The organism is Mycobacterium sp. IDUB_5, from assembly GCF_055419565.1.
In genome coordinates this window covers 168,911-186,957 of record NZ_JBVAXX010000004.1, presented here as the reverse complement: position 1 = coordinate 186,957, position 18,047 = coordinate 168,911, and the positions used below count along the sequence as shown (strand labels likewise).

Annotated in this window: 15 protein-coding genes and 1 pseudogene; 12 read left to right on the top strand and 4 right to left on the bottom strand. The window is 69.7% G+C overall.

Features of this window, described 5'->3' with window-relative positions:
- Window positions 1-172 precede the first annotated feature (172 nt).
- Window positions 173-1,027 (bottom strand): HAD-IB family hydrolase, encoded by an 855-nt coding sequence (locus tag ACZY1G_RS13950; protein WP_463812454.1) that lies wholly within the window; start codon window positions 1,025-1,027, stop codon window positions 173-175.
- 427 nt (window positions 1,028-1,454) lie between these two features.
- Here ACZY1G_RS13950 and ssd point away from each other — a divergent pair, with 427 nt between their 5' ends.
- The 8 genes and pseudogenes from ssd (at window position 1,455) to ACZY1G_RS13910 (ending at window position 7,209) form a co-directional block, all read left to right on the top strand.
- Entirely contained in the window at window positions 1,455-2,549 is a 1,095-nt protein-coding gene (gene ssd, locus ACZY1G_RS13945) for a septum site-determining protein Ssd (protein WP_463822719.1), read from the top strand.
- On the top strand, window positions 2,546-3,721 hold the full coding sequence (locus ACZY1G_RS13940; protein ID WP_463822718.1) for a TadA family conjugal transfer-associated ATPase: 1,176 nt from the start codon (window positions 2,546-2,548) through the stop codon (window positions 3,719-3,721). The genes ssd and ACZY1G_RS13940 overlap by 4 nt, the downstream gene beginning before the upstream one ends.
- The gene (locus tag ACZY1G_RS13935; RefSeq protein ID WP_463812451.1) at window positions 3,718-4,497 is read left to right on the top strand and encodes a type II secretion system F family protein; all 780 of its coding nucleotides are present in this window, start codon (window positions 3,718-3,720) and stop codon (window positions 4,495-4,497) included. Before ACZY1G_RS13940 ends, ACZY1G_RS13935 begins: the two co-directional genes overlap by 4 nt.
- Window positions 4,494-5,066 (top strand): type II secretion system F family protein, encoded by a 573-nt coding sequence (locus ACZY1G_RS13930; RefSeq protein ID WP_463812450.1) that lies wholly within the window; start codon window positions 4,494-4,496, stop codon window positions 5,064-5,066. The genes ACZY1G_RS13935 and ACZY1G_RS13930 overlap by 4 nt, the downstream gene beginning before the upstream one ends.
- An 87-nt stretch (window positions 5,067-5,153) precedes the next feature.
- Window positions 5,154-5,291 (top strand): DUF4244 domain-containing protein, encoded by a 138-nt coding sequence (locus tag ACZY1G_RS13925; RefSeq protein ID WP_463814742.1) that lies wholly within the window; start codon window positions 5,154-5,156, stop codon window positions 5,289-5,291.
- A 17-nt stretch (window positions 5,292-5,308) separates the two neighbouring features.
- Window positions 5,309-5,611: pseudogene (locus ACZY1G_RS13920) on the top strand (TadE family type IV pilus minor pilin); the annotation flags it as partial.
- A complete protein-coding gene (locus ACZY1G_RS13915; protein ID WP_463822717.1) occupies window positions 5,511-5,969 on the top strand; it encodes an Rv3654c family TadE-like protein in 459 nt (152 codons plus the stop codon). The pseudogene ACZY1G_RS13920 and the gene ACZY1G_RS13915, both read left to right, overlap by 101 nt.
- Window positions 5,970-5,988: 19 nt before the next feature.
- A complete protein-coding gene (locus tag ACZY1G_RS13910; RefSeq protein ID WP_463812447.1) occupies window positions 5,989-7,209 on the top strand; it encodes a serine/threonine-protein kinase in 1,221 nt (406 codons plus the stop codon).
- Between the two features lie 13 nt (window positions 7,210-7,222).
- Here the strand turns inward: ACZY1G_RS13910 and ACZY1G_RS13905 are convergent, their stop codons facing one another.
- The gene (locus ACZY1G_RS13905; protein ID WP_463822716.1) at window positions 7,223-8,245 is read right to left on the bottom strand and encodes a PAS domain-containing protein; all 1,023 of its coding nucleotides are present in this window, start codon (window positions 8,243-8,245) and stop codon (window positions 7,223-7,225) included.
- A gap of 198 nt (window positions 8,246-8,443) precedes the next feature.
- A complete protein-coding gene (locus ACZY1G_RS13900; RefSeq protein WP_463812445.1) occupies window positions 8,444-10,777 on the bottom strand; it encodes a DEAD/DEAH box helicase in 2,334 nt (777 codons plus the stop codon).
- A gap of 301 nt (window positions 10,778-11,078) precedes the next feature.
- Between ACZY1G_RS13900 and ACZY1G_RS13895 the strand changes: the two genes are divergently transcribed.
- From ACZY1G_RS13895 to topA, 3 genes are all read left to right on the top strand, one after another.
- A complete protein-coding gene (locus tag ACZY1G_RS13895; RefSeq protein ID WP_006243848.1) occupies window positions 11,079-11,282 on the top strand; it encodes a cold-shock protein in 204 nt (67 codons plus the stop codon).
- A gap of 145 nt (window positions 11,283-11,427) precedes the next feature.
- Complete coding sequence (locus ACZY1G_RS13890) at window positions 11,428-12,021, top strand: hypothetical protein (protein ID WP_463822715.1); 594 nt, start codon at window positions 11,428-11,430, stop codon at window positions 12,019-12,021.
- A 158-nt stretch (window positions 12,022-12,179) separates the two neighbouring features.
- The gene (topA, locus tag ACZY1G_RS13885; protein WP_463812442.1) at window positions 12,180-15,017 is read left to right on the top strand and encodes a type I DNA topoisomerase; all 2,838 of its coding nucleotides are present in this window, start codon (window positions 12,180-12,182) and stop codon (window positions 15,015-15,017) included.
- A gap of 1 nt (window position 15,018) precedes the next feature.
- On the opposite strand, the gene ACZY1G_RS13880 is transcribed toward topA, so the two are convergent.
- Complete coding sequence (locus tag ACZY1G_RS13880) at window positions 15,019-16,656, bottom strand: adenylate/guanylate cyclase domain-containing protein (RefSeq protein WP_463812441.1); 1,638 nt, start codon at window positions 16,654-16,656, stop codon at window positions 15,019-15,021.
- Between the two features lie 49 nt (window positions 16,657-16,705).
- Here ACZY1G_RS13880 and ACZY1G_RS13875 point away from each other — a divergent pair, with 49 nt between their 5' ends.
- Entirely contained in the window at window positions 16,706-17,932 is a 1,227-nt protein-coding gene (locus tag ACZY1G_RS13875; RefSeq protein WP_463812440.1) for a DNA polymerase III subunit delta', read from the top strand.
- Window positions 17,933-18,047: the final 115 nt, after the last annotated feature.

Below are 18,047 nucleotides of genomic sequence, written 5' to 3'. Positions count from 1 at the left end.
CGAGGTCGGGAGATCGAGCCTTCTCTTCCGGCTCGACCTTGGCCTCGCCCGGCTTCCGTGTTTCCTTTGTACTACGTGACCGCGGTCACATCAAGGGTCAAAAGCATCGGTTTCCCGATTCGTTACGCGGACTGTTCAGCTACGTCGTCGAATGGGCAAGGCCGGTAGAAGGTCAGAAGGCGAACCGGCGCAACAGGGTGTAGGTGAGGGCGCCCGCGGCGAGCGCGGTGACACCGACGGCCGCCGTGGTCGCGACCGCCGCACCCGACGGTGCGGGCAGTCGGTCCCGCAGGGAGACGGGCTTGGAGAACGACCGGACCGGCCAGTCGCGGGCGGAGGCCTCCTTGCGCAGCGCGCGATCCGGGTTGACGACGGTCGGATGTCCGACCGTCGTGAGCATCGGCACGTCGGTGATGGAGTCGGAGTAGGCGTAGCAGTGCTCGAGCGCGTATCCCTCGCGGGCGGCCAATGCTCGGATCGCCTCCGCCTTCCCCTCGCCGTAGCAGTAGAACGCGATGTCGCCGGTGTACTTGCCGTCTTCGACGACCATCCGCGTGGCCATCGCGTGGGTCGCGCCGAGGGCCCGCGCGATCGGCGCGACGATCTCTTCGCCCGACGCGGAGACGACGACCACGTCACGTCCGCACAGCTTGTGGTCGGAGATCAACTCCGCAGCTTCGGCGAAGACCAGGGGGTCGACGATGTCGTGCAGCGCTTCGCCGACCACCGATTTGACCTGCTCGACGTCCCAGCCCGCGCACATCGTCGTGATGTGCGCCCGCATCCGATCCATCTGATCGTGGTCGGCGCCCGACATCGTGAACAGGAATTGCGCATACGCGGATTTGAGAACCGTCCGCCGATTCATTAGCCCTTGGCTGAAGAACGGTTTGCTGAAAGCCAATGTGCTGGATTTCGCTATGACGGTTTTGTCGAGATCGAAGAACGCCGCGGTCCGCACGGGGCGCTCACCCGACGGCGTCCCGTCGGGTGCCTGGGCACCCGCCGCAGGGTCGGAGAGGGTCACCGCGTCAGCATAAGGCGCGGTCGCGTGACAGATTGCGGCAGATCGTACAAATTGGCAGTTCACGACACGTGGCTTCGTCTGCAACCTTTTCAAGATCTGCGCCGACTTCTCTGCGGTGCGGTCTTGCGCCAGCCCGCTCGGGCGTGTGTATAGTGGGCATCACTCGGCTTATGCCGGGTGTGCATCAGCCCGACCCCCCGGGGCTGATACACGACGACCTCCGCCTCCTCCCCCCCTGGCGGGGGTCGTCCCTTTTCTGGGCCATTTCGCAATGCGGACAGGTCACTCTCTTCCCAGAAGTTGCGGAACGCCATTTTCGGGGGAGTGCAAGCCCTTGATCGGTCGGCCTGTGGACAGGCTCGCGATCATCCACAGATCTTCGTGACGCCCTGGCTGCGTGGCGTCGACGCCACGCAGGCTGGGACACATGACCGGTGCCGCCGTCCTGATCGTCGTATCCAACCCCGTCCTGCGTGGCCTCGTCGACCGTGTGGTCGCCGCCGCTGCCGTGCACGCCGTCCGCAGGGCCGACGCCTCGGATCGGCGGGTGTGGGCCGGTGCCGCGGCCATCCTGCTCGACGAAGCGGCGGCGCGTTCGTGCGCGGACCGCGCGCTACCGCGGCGCGCGGGGGTGGTGTTGATCAGCGGTTCTGCCCCGGACCCTGCGCAGTGGGAGGCCGCCGTTGCGGTGGGCGCCCAGCACGTTCTGGCGTTACCCGCCCAGGAAGCCGACGTGATGGCAGTGCTGACCGAGGCCGCCGACGAGGCCCGCAACGGTGGTCCGCGAGGCGCTGTGGTGGCGGTGATGGCGGGACGCGGCGGGGGTGGCGCGTCGGTGTTCTCGGTGGCGCTGGCCCGGGCCGCGGGTGAGGCATTGCTGATCGACGCCGACCCGTGGGGCGGCGGTCTCGACCTGGTGCTGGGCAGCGAAACCGAGCCGGGTTTGCGGTGGCCGGACCTCACGCTGGCCGGTGGGCGGCTCACCTATCCGGCACTGCGCGCTGCCCTACCCAGCAGCCAGGGTGTCGCGATCCTGGCGGGCAGTCGGGTGCTGGCCGGCGAACAACCCGCCGGGGAGATCGATGCCAGGGCGCTGGGCGCCGTGGTCGACGCCGGTAGCCGAGCGGCCGTGACCGTCGTGATCGATGTCGCCCGCCGCCCCATCGCGGCCATCGAGACGTCTTTGGCGGCAGCAGATCTGGTGGTGTTGGTCACACCTGCCGACGTACGGTCGTGTGCCGCCTCGGCGGCGACGGCCCAGTGGGCGTCTGCCTGTAACCCCAACACCGGTCTGCTCGTGCGCGGGCCGTCTCCGGGCGGCCTACGGCCGATCGACGTGGCGCGCATCGTCGGGCTGCCCGTGTTGGCGACGATGCGTCCTCAGCCGGGGTTGGATCAGCACCTCGAACGCGGTGGGGTTCGGCTGCGAGGAAAATCGCCACTGGCATCGGCCGCCCGCACGGTGTTGGCCGTGCTGCAGACGAAGCCGCACGCCGGCTCACTCGATGCCGTCGCCGCATGAACGCGCCGCTGCTCGACCGTGTCCGCGAGCGTCTCGCCGCAGACGGTGGACCGCTGCGGCCCAGCGTCGTCGCCGCCGCCATCCGCGCTGAGTCCGGAGGCGTGCTCGGGGACACCGAGGTGCTGTCCAGCCTGCGCGAACTGCAGACCGAACTCGTCGGTGCGGGCATCCTCGAGCCGCTGCTGACAGCACCCGGCACCACCGATGTGCTCGTCACGGCCCCCGACGCGGTATGGGTGGACGACGGCACGGGTTTGCGACGTACCGACGTGCGATTCGCTGACGACGCCGCCGTCCGCCGCCTCGCGCAGCGGCTCGCGCTGAGCGCGGGCAGGCGCCTCGACGATGCCCAACCGTGGGTCGACGGCCATCTCGCTGACCTGGGAAGTGTGGCGGGAAAGCCGTTGAGTGTGCGGCTGCATGCCTTGCTCCCACCGGTCGCCGCGGGCGGCACCTGTCTGTCGCTTCGCGTGCTGCGTCCTGCCACCCAGGATCTCGACGCGTTGGTTGCTTCCGGCGCCATCGCCCCCGAAGCAACCGCGTTGGTGCGCGACATCATCGCCGCACGGCTCGCGTTCGTGGTGAGCGGGGGCACCGGCAGTGGAAAGACGACGTTGTTGGCGGCGCTGCTCGGGGCCGTGCCCGCTGACGAGCGAATCCTGTGCGTCGAAGACGCCGCGGAGCTGGCACCGCGCCATCCGCACCTGGTGTCGCTCGTGGCCCGCGCTGCCAACGTCGAGGGCATCGGTGAAGTCACCGTTCGTGACCTGGTCCGACAGGCGTTGCGGATGCGGCCGGACCGCATCGTCGTCGGCGAGGTGCGCGGCGCCGAGGTGGTCGACCTGCTCACCGCCCTGAACACCGGTCACGACGGCGGTGCAGGCACGGTGCACGCCAACAACCCCGGCGAGATTGCCGCCCGATTCGAGGCACTCGCCGCGCTGGGCGGGCTCGACCGCGCAGCCCTGCACAGCCAGTTGGGTGCGGCGATCCAGGTGGTCCTGCACGTGTCACGTTCTCGGGCGGGTCGGCGCCGACTCTCCGAGATCGGGGTGCTCCAACGCGACGGCGACGGCCGGGTCTGCGTGGTGCCGAGCTGGGATGCCGACACGGGATTCCGGGAGGGCGCCGACGCGCTGCGGGGGCTCATCGATCGCGGGTGCCGGACATGACCGTGGCGGCGGTCGCGTTGGCGTTGGCTCTGCTCGCGCTGCCGCCCGTGACGCGGGCACCCCTGCGGCCGGTGTCGGCGCGACGACGCCGCAAGCCTCCGGCGATCGTCATAGCGCTGCTGGCCTGTGCCGTACTCAGCTGCGTCCTCCCGATCTCCGTGGTGCTGGCGAGCACGACGATGCTGACAGTGCTGGTCGTACGGCACCGGTGGCGTAGGCAGCGCCTCGTCGGCGCCGACGAGGCGAGCGCGCTGCACGGGGCCCTGGACGTCCTGGTGTCCGAACTGCGCGTCGGCGCGCACCCGGTCGCTGCGATGGACTCCGTCGCCCGCGAGATCGACGGGCGGGTGGGCGAGTCGTTCGCTGCGGTCGCGGCCCGTGCGCTCCTGGGCGCCGACGTCGTGGCGGGGCTGCGGGCGGAGTCGCGTCGCTCCCTGGTGCCGGGCCACTGGGAACGGCTCGCGCTGTGCTGGCAGCTCGCCGCGCGGCACGGTCTGGCGATCGCCTCGCTGATGCAGGCCGCGCAGCGTGATCTCGCCGAACGTGAACGGTTCCGGTCCCGGGTCGATGCCGGGATGGCGGGGGCGCGCACCACGGGCAATCTGCTGGCGGGGCTGCCGGCAGTGGGCGTGCTGCTCGGGTGCGCCATCGGTGCGGATCCGGTGGGTTTTCTCACCTCCGGCGGCACCGGTGGCTGGCTGCTGTGTGTCGGCGCCGCGCTCGTCGGGGCGGGTCTGCTCTGGTCGGACCGGATCACGGCGTCGGTGCTGACATGACGTGGGCCGCGGTGTCCCTGGCGCTGGCGGTGCTCGTGCTTCCGCGGGCCTGCGCCGCGCGCAGGACGACGGCGTGCCAGGGGCCGCCGTCGGCGAGGTCGGCACCGACACCTGACGGACCGTTGGCGGTGGCGGCCGCACTGGACGCGTTCGGGGCGTGCCTGCGAGCGGGCATGGCGGTGTCGAGCGCCGCCGCGGCGGTCGCCGATGCCGCGCCGCCCGCGTTGGCGGCAGTGCTGCGGCGCGGCGCAGACCTGCTGGCGTTGGGCGCCGATGCCGGCCGGGCCTGGGCGGAGCCGGAAGGCACCGCGGACGTCCATGTACGCGCCTACCTGCGTATGGCGCGACGTTCGGCGGCGTCGGGAGCAGCGCTGGCCCACGGGGTCGAAGACCTCGCCACCTCTCTGCGCGCCGAAGCGGCGGACGCCGCCGGGGCGAGAGCCGAGCGCGCCGCCGTGCTCATCGCAGGCCCGTTGGGGCTGTGCTATCTGCCGGCGTTCATCTGCCTGGGCATCGTGCCGGTCATCGCGGGGCTGGCCGGAGATGTTCTGCGATCAGGAGTGTTGTGACAACCACCGAGGAGGATCTGCATGCTCAACCACCGATTTGCCGCTCTGCGCGCACGGCTGCTCGTGCTGGCGACGGCCGACGACGGAATGTCGACCGTCGAATACGCGATCGGCACCATCGCCGCCGCGGCGTTCGGGGCGATCCTGTACACCGTGGTGACGGGGGACTCGATCGTCAGCGCGCTGACGAACATCATCACTCGTGCGCTGAACACCAACATCTAGATGCCGGTTTCGCCACCGTCGAGGCGGCATTCGCCCTTCTCACGCTCGTGGCGGTGGTGGTGGTCTGCCTGGCTGGGCTCACCGCGATCACGATGCAGGTGCGGTGCGTGGACGCCGCGAGGGAGGCCGCCCGGTTGGCGGCGCGCGGCGACGACGCCGTCGCCACCGCGACTGCCCGCACCATCGCGCCCACGGGTGCCGGAATCGAGGTGCGGCGCGATGGCGGGTTCGTGGTCGCGACGGTCACGTCGCGTGCGGCATTTCTGCCGGGCGTCGCGATCACCGGACGCGCCGTCTCGGCGCTGGAGCCTGGTACGTGACGACAGGGGTGCGGCGACGATCCTCGCGGCGTTCCTGATCGCGGCGGTATCGGCGGTCATGACAGGCGGTGCGCTGCTCGGCTCCGTCGTGGTGGCCCGTCATCGAGCGGCTGCGGTGGCGGACCTCGCGGCGCTGGGAGCAGCCGCGGCGCTGCCCGGAGGCCGCGAGGTGGCCTGCGCGACGGCTGACTCCCTCGCGCGGGCGATGGCCTCTACGCTGACCGGGTGCGACGTCGACGGTCTGGATGTACTGGTGACCGCCGAGGTGGCGCCCGGGTTCGGCGCTGCACTAGTGGGCCCGGCGACAGCTGCCGCGCGGGCGGGCCCGCTCGACGAGCCGGGGTTTACGGCGCCGTAAGGCGGGATACGCACCCCTCATGACCGGCCGCGAAATGCTCGCCGGCCGCTACGAGGTGCGCGGCCTGCTCGGCCGTGGCGGCATGGCCGAGGTCCGCGACGGTTGGGACACCAGGCTGTGCCGACCGGTTGCCATCAAAGTGCTGCATCCGCACATGGCCCACGACCCTGACCTGCGCCGCCGCTTCGAGGTCGAGGCCAGGGCAGCAGCAGCGCTCGGGGACCCCAACGTTGTCGCCGTGCACGACTTCGGTGAGCAGGACGGGTCGCCGTTCATCGTGATGGAGCGGCTACCCGGCCGCACGCTCCACGACATGATGGATGCGGGTCCCATGGCCCCGCACCAGGTCCGCTCCGTTCTCGACGACGTCCTCGCGGGCCTGAGTGCGGCCCACGCCGCCGGAGTGCTGCACCGCGACGTCAAACCGGGAAACATCCTCGTCTCCTCGTCCGGGGACCGGCTGAAGGTCGCCGACTTCGGCATCGCCAAGACCGGCGGCAGCGCCGACACCAAGACCGGTCAGATCATCGGGACCATGTGCTACATGAGCCCGGAGCGGGTCACGGGCGCCCCGGCCTCGGTTGCCGACGACCTCTACGCCGTCGCTGTGATCGGCTACGAGGCGCTGGTCGGTCATCGCGCCTTCCCCCACGACAACCCCGTCGCTCTGGCCCGCGCGATCCTGGACGCGCCGCCGCCCCCGCTGGGCAGCGTCCGCCCCGACGTCGACCCTGCGCTGGTTACCGTCATCACCCGCGGGATGGCGCGCGATCCCGCGCACCGCTTCGCCAATGCCGAACACATGCGAGCTGCGCTGGCCGGCGACCCCGCCGCGCTGGCGTCCCCACTCCCCATGGCAACTGCGCCGCGGTCCGCCACCCGGGTGATGGCCAACCCGCTGCCACCGACTGCGGGGTATCCGCCGCCCCCGCCGGTGCGCATGCCGCAACGGCGTCGGAACCCGCGCCGCTATCTGCTCGCCGGAGCCGCCATCGCCGCGGCATTCGTCATCTCGGCGCTCGCGCTGGCGCTGGATCCGTTCGGCTCGTCGCCGTCCCCGGCGTCGGTGAGCACGAGCACCAGCTTGACCCCGCCTCCCACGACGCCGAGCAGCGTGACTCCGGTGACGTCGGCACCCCCACCGGTGGTGGCACCCCCACCTGCTCCTGAGCCGCCTCGCGGTGGCCCGGGACCCGGTCGTGGACACGGCAACGGCAACGGCAAGAAAGACAAGCCCTAGCCGCCCGAGAGGGTCAGCGCTCTTCGAGGTGCGCCTCGGCCAGTTCCTCGTCGGTCGGAAGGCGCAACTCCGCGAGCCCCGCAATCACCCCGTCGTGCAGTTCGATGCGGTGCACCGTCACGTGTACCGGCGTCCACCCACCGTCGCGAGCGATCACCCGCAGCACGCCCGACACGGACCCTCCGCCGAAACCCGCGGCCATCTCGGCGACCGTGGGCCGGTCGTGCGGATGTACGGTCTGCTGGCTCGACATCCCGGCCCGCCAGTCGAAGAACGGCGCCGGATCGTCGAGCCACTTGACGAGCATCCAGTGCGCGGGATCGACGAGCGCGCGGTGTACACCTGGCCGGGCCAGGCTGGCCAGGATGCGTTCGGCCAATGACGCTTCGCTGTCGCCTTTGCCCTCGTGCACGCTGCGCCAGTTCATCGCCCGGCACACCAGCAGCGGCTTGTCGTCGTCGTCGACCTCCTCGACCGAACGCGCGACGAACCCGACGGTGATCTGCTCGCCGCGGTGGTCGGTGACGTCCCACGTGGTGCAGATCGTCACCCCGGCCCGCGGCTTGATCAGCATGCTGATCACCTCCGCTTCGTGCGGGTTGAGATCCCGGCGCGGCAAGTCGTCGGCGAAGGCTCGGCTGTGCGTCCGCTGCGTCGTCGGATCCCAACCGCCGATCTTCAAGGACTCAGGCGTGTCGGTGGCGGTCCCGTTGGTGAGGTCCCACAGCATGCAACCCACCTCGGGGCGGGGCGGCGGATCTTCGTCGGCCGCGCCGATCCACATCTGCACCCCGTGAATGCGGCCGTCGGACATCGCGACCACCTCGGTGCGAATCACGCAGTCGTTCTTCGGTGTGATGCTGCTCAGCCCGGCGTTACCCCGTACGGTCTCGCTGATGGCGGTCTGGATCGCCATCAGGTGAGGGTTGCGCCGCAGCAGAGACGAGATCGGGATCAGATTCTTGGTGTGGGCCCCCTGAGCGACCACGGTCGGTTCGCTCCCCAGCGTCTCCACGAGCATCCAGTCGTGGCTCATGACGCGATCCTACCGAGACCGCGGCTGCGGAAACCGTATCTTGACCCCCCTTTGCTATGTCGATATGGCCCGTGACGAGCGCTTTCGCCTTGCCTCGGTGCACCTCGCCGGGTAGGTTTTCCACCATTGAGGCGGGTACGGATTCCGTCGCCGGAGTCCGCGGCGATCGTCGAGGGGTCGGTCGCTACCGCCGGTCAGCTAGGCAGCGCTGCCGACCGCGTCGAGCACGAGGCGCAGCACCCTGACCGCGCCGTCCTTGTCGAGCGGGTCGTTGCCGTTGCCGCATTTCGGTGATTGCACGCACGACGGACAACCCGCCGGGCATTCGCACGCCTCGATGGCCGATGCCGTCGCGGCCCACCAGCGCGTGATCGCGCCGAATCCCCGGGCCGCGAATCCGGCACCTCCCGGATAGCCGTCGTAGACGAAGATCGTCGGCAGCCCGTCCACGGGGCCGACCGCGGTCGACACGCCGCCGATGTCGCCACGGTCGCAGCTGGCGATCAGCGGCAGCAGCCCGATGGCGGCATGTTCGGCGGCGTGCAGGGAACCCGGGGTGCGCAACGGATCGATTCCGCTGTCGGACAACGCTTCCGGGGTGATGGTGCACATCACCGCCATGGTCTCCAGTGTGCGCGTGGGCATGTCGAGTTCGCAGAAGTCGATCACCTCGCCGTCGAGGCGGCGCCGCAGATATCCCGTGACGGTGTTGCTCACGCACACCGGAACCAGCCCGATGGTGACCTCACCGTGCGTCGAACGCTCGCCGGGCCCGCTGACGGTGATGTCGGTGAGTTCCCTTGCGAAGGTGGTGTATCCGGGATCTTCGGCGTGGACGAACGCGATGCCGTCCTCGAAGTCCAGCGAGTCCACCAGGTAGGTCTCGCCCTGGTGCAGGTAGACGGCACCGGGGTGCACCGAGGCGGCGGCCTGCCCGGCGCCGGCGCTGCCCAGCATGCGACCGGTGCCCGCCTCGAGGATCGCGACCTGACCGCCGATCGATCCCCGGATGTCCACGGCCGGATGGGGATCGAGGCCGGGGGTGGGGAAGTACCCGCTGGGTCGGCGGCGCAGCAGCCCGTTGTCGACGAGGGCGCCCGCCACCGCCTCGGCATCCCACGTGCGCACCTCGGCGTCGGTCAACGGCAGCTCGGTCGCCGCGCAGAGCAGCTGCGGTCCGAGGACATAGGGATTGGCCGGATCGATCACGACGCGCTCGATCGGCTTGTCCAGCAACGCGGCCGGATGGTGCACCAGGTAGGTGTCGAGCGGGTCGTCACGTGCGATGAGCACCACCAGTGCGCCCTGGCCGCGCCGGCCTGCGCGGCCGGCCTGCTGCCAGAACGACGCGACGGTGCCCGGAAAGCCCGCCAGCACAACGGCATCCAAGCCGGCGATGTCGACGCCGAGCTCGAGCGCGTTCGTCGTCGCCATGCCGCGCAGCGCTCCATCGGCCAGCGCCCGCTCCAGAGTTCGGCGATCCTCGGCGAGATATCCCGCCCGGTAGGACGCCACCTGCTCGGCCAGCTGCGGCGCCGTCTCGGCCAGTCGCGTCCTGGCGCCCAGGGCCGTCAGCTCCGCGCCGCGGCGGGAGCGCACGAACGTCAAAGTCCGTGCCCCCTCGGTGATCAGGTCCGCCATCACCCGGGACGCCTCTGCCCCCGCCGAGCGACGCACCGGGGCCCCGTTCTCTCCGACGAGGTCGGCGAGCAGCGCCGGCTCCCACAGCGCGATCGTGCGCGCGCCCTGTGGTGAGCCGTCTTCGGTGACCTCGATCACCGTCTGACCGATCAGCTCGGCGGCGGTGATCGCGGGTTCGGCGGTCGTGGCGCTGGCGAAGATCACCGTCGGCATCTGCCCGTCGGGGGAGTAGCGCGCGCACAGTCGGAGCAGCCGCCGCAACACCATGGCCACGTTCGACCCGAAAATGCCTCGGTAGTAATGACATTCGTCGACCACCACGAACTTCAGGTGGCGCAGGAAGATGGCCCAGCGGGCGTGGTTGCGCAACATCGACAGGTGGATCATGTCGGGGTTGGAGAATATCCACCGGGAGCGCTCGCGCGCGAACCGGCGGACATCGGCGGAGGTGTCTCCGTCGTAGGCCGTCGGGGCGACGTCATCGAGCCCGGCGGCTGCGGTCAGCGATGCGACGGCACGCAACTGGTCGTGTCCGAGGGCCTTGGTGGGCGACAGATACAGGGCGCGGGATCGCGGATTGTCCGACAGCGCCGTCAATATGGGGAGTTGATAGGCCAACGACTTGCCCGACGCGGTGCCCGTGCTGAGCACGACGTGACGGCCCGCCCGGGCATGTTCGGCGGCGATGAGCTGATGCGACCACGGGGCGGTCACGCCGCGATCGACGAACGCCCGCACCACATCTGAGGGTGCCCACGACGGCCAGGACCGGGTGTGTGCGGGTCGTGACGGCAGGTCGGCGACGTGACGCAGCGGATGTTCCTCCGGCGCGGTGCCGTCGACCGCGCAAGCGAGCAGCGCGCGGCCGAATCCAAGCGCTGGATCGGGCACCTCGGAGCCTCCCACCCGTCCCCTACGTCGTGTCGTACGTGAATTGTGGACTACATGATGCTGTGAAGCGCTCGTCGGACTGTCGCAGCAGCGCTGTTCATGATTGACTAACGGCGGTCGCAGCTTCTGTGTTCGTGTATACGCACTCGCAGGAACAACGTTGCGGTCGCGGTTCCTGCGAGGGTTGTAGGTCGGGTCGAGTTCCGAGCACTCCACGAAGGTATGGCGGTCGGAACGGGCCCGGTCTGCCGAAAGACGGCGGGCCGCACCCGGTGAAACACAGAGAAGGAAATTACGAAAGATGCCACAGGGAACTGTGAAGTGGTTCAACGCGGAGAAGGGCTTCGGCTTCATCGCCCCCGAGGACGGCTCCGCTGACGTTTTTGTCCACTACACGGAGATCCAGGGTTCCGGCTTCCGCACCCTGGAAGAGAACCAGAAGGTCGAGTTCGAGGTCGGTCAGAGCCCCAAGGGGCCGCAGGCCACCGGCGTTCGCGCCGTCTGAGTCACCTTAAAGACCTGGCACCCCCGCGTCACCGCTCGTCGGCGGCGCGGGGGTGTTTCGTTTTTCCGGTGTTTCGTGCAGCCGCGGCGCCGCGTTCACGCCCGCATCCGCTGCGATGGTGCGGTGCTGGCCTACTGTCATCGGTGTGAGCCAGCTGTCCTTCTTCTCGGCTGAGTCGGTGCCGCCGGCCGTCGCCGATCTGACGGGGATGCTGGCCGGGCCGGGGCAGGCCGTCCTAGTCGCCCATGGGCAGGCGCAGGCTGCGCGCCTGTCGGTGGTCGTGGACCGGCCGTGGCGCGCCGAGGCGCTGGCCGAGATGATCGCCGACGCCGGTCTCGCACCGGAGATCGCCCGTACCGACGAGAGCACGCCCCTGGTGCGCACTGCCGTGGACGCCCGGTTGACGCCGATCGCGCTGGAGTGGACGCGCGGCGCGGTCAAGACGGTGCCGCCGCAGTGGCTGCCCGGGCCGCGTGAACTGCGGGCGTGGACGTTGGCCGCGGGCAGTCCGGAGGCCGACGATCGCTATCTCCTCGGGCTCGATCCGCACGCGCCGGACACCCATTCCGTGCTCGCGTCGGCCATGATGCGGGTCGGAATTGCACCGACGCTGATCGGGACGAGGGGCGCGCGTCCGGCGCTGCGGATCAGTGGCCGACGGCGGCTGTCGCGCCTGGTAGAGAACGTGGGGGAACCTCCGGAGGACGCCGAAGCGTTGGCGTCATGGCCGCGTACCTAGCGGCTGGCGGACGGCCTTTCGGCGGGGAGCCGGTTTGCGTCGGCTCGCGCGGAGTGCGAAATTGATCGTTGCCGGGGCGGGGTGGCGCAAAGATGTGCGAGTCCGCCGACAGTGCAGAGAAGAAGTAGTAGTAGGAGTCGAGACAGTGAATCGGATAGGTGGCTGACGGAGACCGCGATCGCGGTGCCAACAGCAGGGTGCGGCGGCTCGTCATAGTCGAGTCGCCTACCAAGGCGCGCAAAATCGCCGGCTATCTCGGGTCCAATTACATCGTCGAATCATCGCGCGGTCACATCCGTGACCTGCCGCGTAACGCCGCGGACGTCCCTGCCAAGTACAAGTCGGAGCCGTGGGCCCGTCTCGGCGTCAACGTCGACGAGAACTTCGAGCCGCTCTACATCATCAGCCCGGAGAAGAAGAGCACGGTCGCCGAGCTGAAGGACCTCCTCAAAGGCGTCGACGAGCTCTATCTGGCCACAGACGGCGACCGCGAGGGCGAGGCGATCGCCTGGCACCTGCTCGAGACCCTCAAACCGCGCATCCCCGTCAAGCGCATGGTGTTCCACGAGATCACCGAGCCCGCGATCCGTGCCGCCGCCGACGACCCGCGCGATCTGGACACCTCGCTGGTCGACGCGCAGGAGACCCGCCGCATCCTCGACCGCCTCTACGGCTACGAGGTCAGCCCCGTGCTGTGGAAGAAGGTCGCCCCCAAACTGTCGGCGGGCCGGGTGCAGTCGGTCGCGACCCGCATCATCGTCCAGCGTGAACGTGAGCGGATGGCGTTCCGCAGCGCCGGCTACTGGGACGTCACGGCCGAGCTGGACGCCAGCGTCTCCGACGCGCAGGCCACGCCGCCGACCTTCACCGCCAAGCTCAACACGGTCGACGGACGCCGCGTGGCGGCCGGTCGCGACTTCGACTCCCTCGGTGGGTTGAAGAAGCCCGACGAGGTGCTCGTCCTCGACGAATCGGCCGCGAATGCGCTGGCAGCAGGCTTGCAGGGTGCGCAACTGCAGGTTGCTTCGGTCGAGCAGAAGCCTTACACCCGGCGGCCCTATCCGCCGTTCATGACCTCGACGTTGCAGCAGGAGGCCGGCCGCAAGCTGCGGTTCTCGTCGGAACGCACGATGAGCATCGCCCAGCGGCTGTACGAGAACGGCTACATCACCTACATGCGTACCGACTCGACCACGCTGTCGCAGTCGGCCATCAACGCGGCCCGCACGCAGGCCCAGCAGCTCTACGGCGAGGAGTACGTGCACCCCTCGCCGCGCCAGTACACCCGCAAGGTCAAGAACGCCCAGGAGGCGCACGAGGCCATCCGGCCCGCCGGCGACGTCTTCCAGACCCCCGGGCAGTTGCACGCCGCGCTGGACACCGACGAGTTCCGGCTCTACGAGCTGATCTGGCAGCGCACCGTGGCCTCGCAGATGGCCGATGCGCGTGGCACCACGCTGAGTTTGCGCATCGGGGGGACCGCGCGGACCGGCGAGCAGGTGGTGTTCAACGCCAGCGGCCGCACGATCACGTTCGCCGGCTTCCTGAAGGCCTACGTCGAGAGCCTCGACGAGCAGGCCGGCGGTGAGGCCGACGACGCCGAGAGCCGGCTGCCGAACCTGACGCAGGGCCAGCGCGTCGATGCCAAGGATCTGACCGCCGACGGGCACACCACCAGCCCGCCCGCCCGCTACACCGAGGCGTCGCTGATCAAGGCTCTCGAAGACCTGGGCATCGGTCGGCCGTCGACCTACAGCTCGATCATCAAGACCATCCAGGACCGCGGTTACGTCCACAAGAAGGGCAGCGCGCTGGTCCCGTCGTGGGTGGCGTTCGCCGTCATCGGGCTGCTGGAGCAGCACTTCGCGCGGCTGGTCGACTACGACTTCACCGCGGCGATGGAGGACGAGCTCGACGAGATCGCGGCGGGTAACGAGCGACGGACCAACTGGCTCAGCAACTTCTACTTCGGTGGCGAGCACGGGGTGGACGGTTCGATCGCGCGTGCCGGCGGCCTGAAGAAGCTGGTGGGCGGCAATCTCGAGGAGATCGATGCTCGAGAAGTCAACTCCATCAAGCTGTTCGACGATGCGGAGGGTCGTGCGGTCAATGTCCGCGTCGGCCGCAACGGCCCGTATCTGGAGCGCATGGTCGCCGATCCGGACAATCCCGGTGAGCTCAAGCCGCAGCGCGCCAACCTCAACGACGAGCTGACGCCGGATGAGCTGACTCTGGAGCTGGCCGAAAAGCTCTTCGCCACACCGCAAGAGGGGCGTTCGCTGGGTATCGACCCGGTGTCGGGCCACGAGATCGTGGCCAAGGACGGGCGCTACGGGCCGTACGTCACCGAGGTACTGCCCGAACCTGGTTCGGGTGATCCCGACGATGGCACAGCCGGTAGCGGCGCCAAGAAGGGCAAGAAGCCGACGGGTCCCAAGCCGCGCACCGGCTCGCTGTTGCGGTCGATGGATCTGGAGACGGTGACGCTCGAGGACGCGTTGAAGCTGCTGTCGCTGCCGCGTGTGGTGGGCGTCGATCCGGCCACCGGCGAGGAGATCACGGCGCAGAACGGTCGCTACGGTCCATACCTGAAGCGCGGCACCGACTCTCGATCGCTGGCCACCGAAGAGCAGATGTTCGACATCACGCTCGAGGAGGCGTTGAAGATCTACGCCGAGCCCAAGCGGCGAGGACGTCAGGGTGCGGCGACCCCGCCGCTGCGTGAGCTCGGGGCTGACGCTGCGACCGGTAAGCCGATGGTGATCAAGGACGGCCGGTTCGGTCCCTACGTGACCGACGGTGAGACCAACGCCAGCCTGCGCAAGGGTGACGACGTCGCGTCGATCACCGACGAGCGGGCGTCCGAACTGCTGGCAGACCGCCGTGCCCGGGGACCGGTGAAGAAGAAGGCACCGGCGAAGAAGGCCGCCAAGAAGTCAGCCCAAACGACGGCGAAGAAGACGGCGGCCAAGAAGGCCGCCGCAAAGAAAGCCTGAGCTAGCGCGAGGTCTTCGACACGTCTCCGGGGACCTCGACCGAGGGCGGGCTGACCAGTCCCACCGGCCGGGCCAGCTGCGTGGGGGCGGTGCGGCCACGCAGATTCACCGTCTCGCCGACGTCCCAGCGCAGGGCTTCGGCGTCGAGGGCCTCGCTGACCGCGATCGCCGAGGCCAGCACGTGACCTTTTTCCAGCTTCGCCAGCTCGGTGAGCCGTGCCGCCTCGTTGACGGGGTCGCCGATCACGGTGTATTCGAAGCGGGCCTGCGCGCCGATGTGGCCGGCGATGGCCCGTCCGGCGGACACTCCGATGCCGAACTCCGTTTCGCCCAGCACGTCGATCAGCTCGTCGTGCAGTTCGCGGGAGGCGGCCAGCGCGGCGCCGGACGCATCGGGGTGTTCGATGGGGACGCCGAAGATGGCGAGGGCGGCGTCACCCTGGAACTTGTTGACGAACCCGCCATGCCGGTTGACGGTGTCGACGACGACGCGGAAGAAGTCGTTGAGGAGGCTGACGACATCGGCGGCTGGGATGGTGGCCGCCAGGTTCGTCGAGCCGACCAGGTCGACGAACAGCACCGCGACGTCGCGTTCCTGACCGCCCAGCTCGGTGCCGCGCTCGAGCGCTCGGCGGGCCACGTCCTCACCGACGTAGCGGCCGAACAGATCCCGTAGCCGCTGCCGTTCGGCCAGGTCGCGCACCATGTCGTTGAACCCGGCCTGGAGCAGGCCCAGCTCACTGGCGTCGTAGATCTGCATGTGGGCGTTGTAGTTGCCGCGCTGCACCTCGCCGAGTGCCCAGCGCAGCTGCCGCAGTGGGTCGGCGATGGACATGGCCACGAGCACCGTGCTGGACAGTCCGATGACCAGCGCGACGATCGCGAGCAGCAGGATCGTCGTGATCACCCGGTCGGCAGGTGCGGTGAGGATCTCGAATTTGCTCGCCACCAGGGCGAGCAGGATGGCCACCAGGGGCACCCCGGTGGACAGCACCCATGTCAGCACTTGGCGCAGGATGACGCCGGGTGCGTGGAAGCCCTCGGGTACTCCGCCGCGCAGCGCGGCCACTGCGACGGGCCGCAGCACCCGCTCGGACTGCAGGTAGCCGATGATCGCGGTGGCGGTGGCGCCCAGTCCGGTCGCGACGGCGACGACGGGGGCGGACTTACTGGCGACCGGCCAGCTGGCGATGATGAACACCACCGATCCGAGTAGCCAGTTCGTCGCGCTGATCACCGACCGGTAGAAGGGCATCCGCAGCGCCCGCATGCGGGCGACCTCGGTGTCGGCGGGGTCCCGGTCGCCGAGCAGCATGTCGCGGCGCTGCCAGCGCATCACCGGGATGAGCATGCGCAGCGTCAGGTACGACGCCACGGTGAACGAGACGAACAGGTAGCCCAGGAAGATCGACAGGTTGTACGTGGGGAGATCCTGTAGCTGGATGCGGTCCTCGGGGGGGAGCCCGAACCGCAGGAAGCCGAGCACCAGCAGGGCGCCGATGATGTCGGCTTGCAACATGCCGAGGGTGAACACCGGCCACGGGGTGCGCGCGACCCAGCGGACGAATGCACGGATTCGCCCCACCTCGATCGCTTCTGCAGCCACGGGTTCACCGTATCGGGCGGAGCTGACGGGCACGGGGCCTCTGGGACGGACGTGTCGGTTCGCAGCATTACTGTTATCGGCGATGGCGGGTGTTTTTTCGCGTCTGGTGGGCCAAGACGCTGTCGAGGCGGAGCTGACCGCCGCAGCCCGGGCTGCGCGCGGTGATTCCGCTCACATCTCCTCTTCTACAAGGGGTGCCGGCAATGTGGGCACGATGACCCATGCGTGGTTGATCACCGGTCCGCCGGGGTCCGGCCGGTCGGTGGCTGCGTTGTGTTTCGCAGCGGCGCTGCAATGCACGTCAGACGGTGACCCCGGGTGCGGGGAGTGCCGTGCCTGCAGCACGACGATGGCGGGCACCCATGCCGATGTGCGCAGGATCATCCCGGAGGGGCTGTCGATCGGCGTGGACGCGATGCGCACGATCGTGCAGATCGCGTCGCGACGACCGGGTACCGGCCGCTGGCAGATCGTCGTCATCGAGGATGCCGACCGGCTGACCGAGGGGGCCGCCAACGCCCTGCTCAAGGTCGTGGAGGAACCACCGCCGTCGACGGTGTTCCTGCTGTGCGCGCCGTCGGTGGACCCTGAGGACATCGCGATCACGCTGCGCTCGCGGTGCCGGCACATCGCCCTGGTCACCCCGGGGGTCGACGCGATCGCTTCGGTTCTGGTCGAGCGGGACGGACTGCCGGAGGCCGAGGCGGCCTGGGCGGCGTCGGTGAGCGGCGGGCATGTCGGCCGGGCCCGGCGACTGGCGACCGACGAGCAGGCCCGGGAGCGGCGCCGGCGGGCGTTGGGCCTGGCGCGTGAAGCGGCGACGCCCTCGCGGGCGTATGCCGCGGCCGAGGAGTTGGTGCTCACCGCGGAGGCGGAGGCCAAGGCTCTGACCGGGGACCGCAACGAGGCCGAGGCGGACGAGCTGCGGACCGCACTGGGTGCCGGCGGCACCGGAAAGGGCACGGCCGGCACGATGCGCGGGGCGGCCGGCGCCCTCAAGGATCTGGAGAAACGGCAGAAGTCCCGCCAGACCCGTGCCTCTCGCGATGCTCTGGACCGGGCGCTGATCGACCTCGCCACGTATTTCAGGGACGCGCTGCTGGTGGCCTCAGGCGCCCCGGAGATCGCGGCCAACCACCCCGACATGGCGGACAAGGTGGCCGCGATGGCCGCGCACGCGTCGCCGGCCGCGCTGCTGCGCTGCATCGAGGCGGTGCTCGAGTGCCGCGAGGCGTTGGCGATCAACGTCAAGCCGAAGTTCGCGGTCGACGCGATGGTCGGCACGGTGGGGCAGGCGCTGCGGAAGTAGGTCCGGGGAGTGTGGCCGGCGGGCAGGAGCGCAGCGACCCGGGGAGTGTGGCCGGCGGGCAGGAGCGCAGCGACCCGGGGAGTGTGGCCGGCGGGCAGGAGCGCAGCGACCCGGG